Source organism: Streptomyces sp. SID5785, assembly GCF_009870065.1.
GTDB lineage: Bacteria > Actinomycetota > Actinomycetes > Streptomycetales > Streptomycetaceae > Streptomyces.
In genome coordinates this window covers 1-4,266 of record NZ_WWIA01000565.1, presented here as the reverse complement: position 1 = coordinate 4,266, position 4,266 = coordinate 1, and the positions used below count along the sequence as shown (strand labels likewise).

Annotated in this window: 1 protein-coding gene and 2 pseudogenes; 1 reads left to right on the top strand and 2 read right to left on the bottom strand. The window is 73.4% G+C overall.

The genetic code is table 11. From position 1 onward, the window contains the following. Positions 1 to 1,598, bottom strand: a 1,598-nt coding sequence (locus tag GTW43_RS18430; protein ID WP_202501619.1) for a nitrate- and nitrite sensing domain-containing protein, incomplete at its 3' end; no start/stop codon positions are given. A 460-nt stretch (positions 1,599 to 2,058) separates the two neighbouring features. Here GTW43_RS18430 and GTW43_RS18425 point away from each other — a divergent pair. Further along, a pseudogene (locus tag GTW43_RS18425) lies at positions 2,059 to 2,442 on the top strand (hypothetical protein); the annotation flags it as partial. A gap of 22 nt (positions 2,443 to 2,464) precedes the next feature. On the opposite strand, the pseudogene GTW43_RS18420 reads toward GTW43_RS18425, so the two are convergent. Continuing rightward, positions 2,465 to 4,266: pseudogene (locus GTW43_RS18420) on the bottom strand (hypothetical protein); the annotation flags it as partial.

Genomic DNA, 4,266 nt, shown 5'->3' with positions numbered 1-4,266 from the left:
GTGGCGTTCTCGAGGAGTTCGGCGACGAGGTGGGTGAGGTCGGCGACGGCGGGGCCGGTGACGGCGACCCGTGCGAGCCGGCGCACCTCGATGCGCTCGTAGTCCTCGACCTCGGCGACCGAGGCCCGGACGATGTCCATGAGCTGGACGGGCTTGCGCCACTGGCGGGACGGCGCGGCGCCGGAGAGGATCACGAGGCCTTCCGCGTGCCGGCGCATGCGGGTGGTGAGGTGGTCGAGCCGGAAGAGGTCGGCGAGTTCGTCCGTGTCCTCGGTCCTGCGCTCCATGGTGTCGAGCAGGGTGAGCTGCTTGTGCAGCAGGACCTGGCTGCGGCGGGCGAGGTTGACGAAGACCTCGGAGACGCCGCGGCGCAGTTCGGCCTGTTTCACGGCGGCTTCGACGGCGGACCGCTGCAGGGTGTTGAGTGCCTGTCCGACCTGCCCGATCTCGTTCTTGTCGTACTCGAGGCGCGGGGCCTCGGTCTCGACGTCGACCTCCTCGCCGGTGGCGAGTCGGCGCATGACGCTGGGCAGCCGGACGCCGGAGGCCTCGTGCGCTTCGAGGCGCAGGCCGCGCAGGTCGCGGATGAGGCTGCGGCCGATGCGGACCGACAGGAACAGCGAGACGAGCAGGGCGACGAGGCCGAGCACGCCCGCGATGCCGGCCAGCAGGAAGACCTCGAGGGCGGCGGGGCGGGTGCGCTCCTCGTAGCGGTCGGAGGTGGCGGTGTCGCGGTCGACGAGTTCGTCGAGCACGGGGCCGGCGGCGCCGGTCCAGCTCTGGGCGCTCACGCCGCGCGGGGTGCCCGGTGCGCCGTTGACGACGGCCTGCTCCGCGGTGCGCAGCGGGGTGGTGTCGGGGCTCTTCCAGTAGCGCTCGTAGCGGGCGCGCTCGTCCTCGGGGAGCATGGCGAGGCTCGTGTCGTAGAGCAGGGTGCGCTGGGCGATGAGGTCGGAGACCTGGCGCAGTTCCTTCTGGTTCATGCGGCGGGCGACGAGCCCGGAGCCGACGAGCGCGTCCTCCTGGGAGAGGAGTTCGCGGGCGCGGACGACGCCGACGACGGCGCGGCCCTGGCGCTCCACCTTGGCGTCGTCCAGGGCGGTCAGGTCGGTGAGGAAGTCGAAGGCGGGGGCGACGAGGCGGTTGTAGAAGTCGAGCGCCTGGACGCGGGTGACGGTGCCCTCGTCGACGTTGCGGCGCAGCGCCTCGATGCCGTCGAATCCCTCGACGGCGGAGTCGAGGGCGGCGCGGGCGTCGTCGTCGAGGTCGTCGCGCACGTCGGTGTCGCGGGCCCGCTCCTTGATCGCGGAGATGGCCGCGTCGGACGCCGAGCGCTTGGTCCGCAGGGCCGACTGGGCCTCGGAGGCCCGCGGGTCGGCGAGGTAGACGAGGGTCTGACGGCGCTCGTCCTGGAGGAAGCGGCTGGTGTCGACGAGCGGGGTGGCCAGGGCGTCGGCGATCTTGCCCGCCGAGATGAGCTGGACGGCGGCGCGGCCCGTGATGACGGTGGCGAAGGCCCAGACGGCGGTCAGGGACAGCAACGGCACCAGCAGCAACGCCACGATCTTCCTGCGGATGGACTTCCCGCGAAAGCGCATGGCCTCCCCCAAGATCGCCCCTGCGGTCTCAGGGGGCACACATGTACGTCAACAAGCGGCGCGAGCCTACTACTGAGACGGGAGTAACTCGAAGACCCGTCCGGACGGTGTTCGGCCGAACACCCCTGAACGCGTCGGGAGTTGTCCGGGCATTGCGGGAGATTGCGGCACGCGATCGGGGTCGGCAGGTCGAACATGATCGGCAGACATGACCGGCCAGTTGGCCGGAATCCTTCGCTCCTCACCGGGAGAGCAGGGCAGTTGTCCGATTTCGGGAATCTTCCGGGCTCCCCGCACGTCCTACCTCACAGATCACGGGCAGAGCGGGGACCAGGACCGCTGGGTTGGCGTGAAGCGGCGCAAATCGGGCAGTCACCGTGCAGCGCCGGTGCAGACGACGGGCGCGGGTCCCGGAAGCGGTGGGGAGTGACTGGCGATGGGCACGGCGGGGCAGAGGGAGTTGTGGGTCGAGGAGCCGGCGACGCGGCGGCGCATGCCCGATCCGGTGCGCACGGCCGCGGTGCGGGCGGTGCTCATCGTGTCGCTGACGCTGATCCAGGCGATGATCGCGTTCCTGTGCACGCTGACCGACTCCTGGCTGGCGTTCCCCATGGTCCTCAGCAGTGTGGGCAGCACGGTGGTCGCGACCTGGGGCGTCCTCGACGTCTGGGTCACGAGACAGGTGTGGAACCAGCGGCACGGGGTCGTCTCGGTCCCTGCCAGCACCGCCCGGCAGCTGCGCCGGGAGCGCCGCCGCACCCGGCGCGCGGAGCGCTCGGCCCGCCGCGCACCCGTGGAGAACATACGGGGGCACGGCGGGGCCGGGCAGCTGACGCACAGCTGACCGGCGGCGCCGCGGGCCGGTCTCAGCCCGCCTGCGGCTCCGGCTTGCGGTACATGCGGGTCGCGGTGATCTCGCCGTGCACCGTCTCGCCGTCCGGGTCCTGCTGCGGCAGCCCGGGGCGCAGGTGCTCCTCCACGCTGATGTACTTGAGACCGGCCCTGAGGTCCGCGTCGTTGCGCAGCCGGATGACGAGGGGGAACTCGGCGAGCGCGGTCGTGTCGAACAGGCCGGTGGTGTAGAGCAGTTGCACCCCGAGGGCGTCGGAGACGGCGCGCTGGAGCTCCAGCAGGTACGTCGCGTTGGCCCGGCCGATCGGGTTGTCGAGGAACAGCGTGCCCGCGTGGCGGTGCTTGTCGCGTCCCCGATCGTTCGACCGCAGGGCGGCCATCGTGCAGTACAGGGCGATGGCCGCGGTCAGCAGCTGACCGCCGGAGAAGACGTCGCCCATCTGTCCGACGGGCACCCGCTCGGCGCGCAGCACCGCGTCCGGCTTGAGGATCTCGACGGCGACGCCCTTGGGCCGGAGCGCCGCGCCGACGCCGCGCAGCAGCAGCGACATGCCGTCGCGGCGCAGGTCGGAGTTCTTCTTCACGGCCGCGCGGGTCGCCTCGTCGACGACCTCGCCGAGCCGCTCGGTGAGCGTGGCCTGATCGGGCTCCTCGAAGCGGATCCGCAGGAACTCCTGGCCGGACCACTCACCGAGCCCCTCGGGCAGCCGGGACAGCCGCTGGGCGGAGCGCAGCGTGGCGAGCGAGGACTCCACGAGGCCGCGCAGACGGTCCACGATCGAGTCCCTGTTCCGCTCCAGCTGGGCCAGTTCGTCGGTGAGGACCCGCAGCCGGGGTGCGAACGCGTCGGCCCACTTCTGCGCGTGCTCGGGCAGGGCCGCAGCGGGCAGCTCCCGGATCTGCTGGCGCGCGGGCGTGCGCACCTGCTCGTACCGCGTCGCGTTCGCGTGCCGTACGAGGATGTCGCTCGCCTCGCGGACGGCGGCCTCGGCGGCGGACAGGTCGGCGGCGCAGCCGCGCAGCGAGCGTCGGGCCTCGGCGGCGGAGTGCCGGGCCTCCTCCAGCGTGCCGGGGTACGGCTCGGGCTCGTCCTGCTCCTCGGTGTCCGCGGTGTGGTCGCGGAGCAGGTCCCGCAGCAGCGCGGCGGTTTCGTCGAAGCCGCCGGCCCCGTCCTCGGCGGCGCGGTGCGCGTCGAGCAGTTCGGTGTGGGCGGAGCGGGCGGAGGCCAGCGCCTCGGTGTGCGCGGCCAGGTCGCCGGTCGCCGTGCGCAGCAGCGTCTGGGCGTGCTCGGTGCCGTCCGGGACGAGGTCCGCGGGCAGGTCGGTGTGGGCCTCGGCGTCGTCCTGCGGGGCGTGCCGTTCGGCCTCGCCGCGCAGCCGGCCGAGCTGCTCGCTCGCGGTGGAGGCGCGCGTCTCCAGCAACTGGACGAGCTCCTCGGCGCGGGCTGCCGCGGCCTGGCGGGACGGGCCGTCGGAGCCCTCGGGTGATTCGAGGAGGGCGGCGGCGCGGGTGCGGACCTTGTTGCTCAGCCGGTCCAGTTCGGCGAGGGCCGCCGACTCGTCGCTCTCCGCGCGGGCCTGCTCGGCGCGCAGGTCGGCGCCGACGCCGACCTTCTCGTAGACCTGGGACGCGGCGCGGTACGCCTCGCGCAGGGCGGGCAGCGAGGACTGCGGCGCCTCGCCCGGCTCGCCCTCGGGGACGTCGTCGGGAGCGCCGGCGATCTCGGCACGCTCGGCGCGCAGGGTGCGGGCGGTGCGGTGGGCGTCGTCCGCCGAGCGCTGGGCGGCGCGCCGGTCCTCGTCCGCGGCGCGGGCGC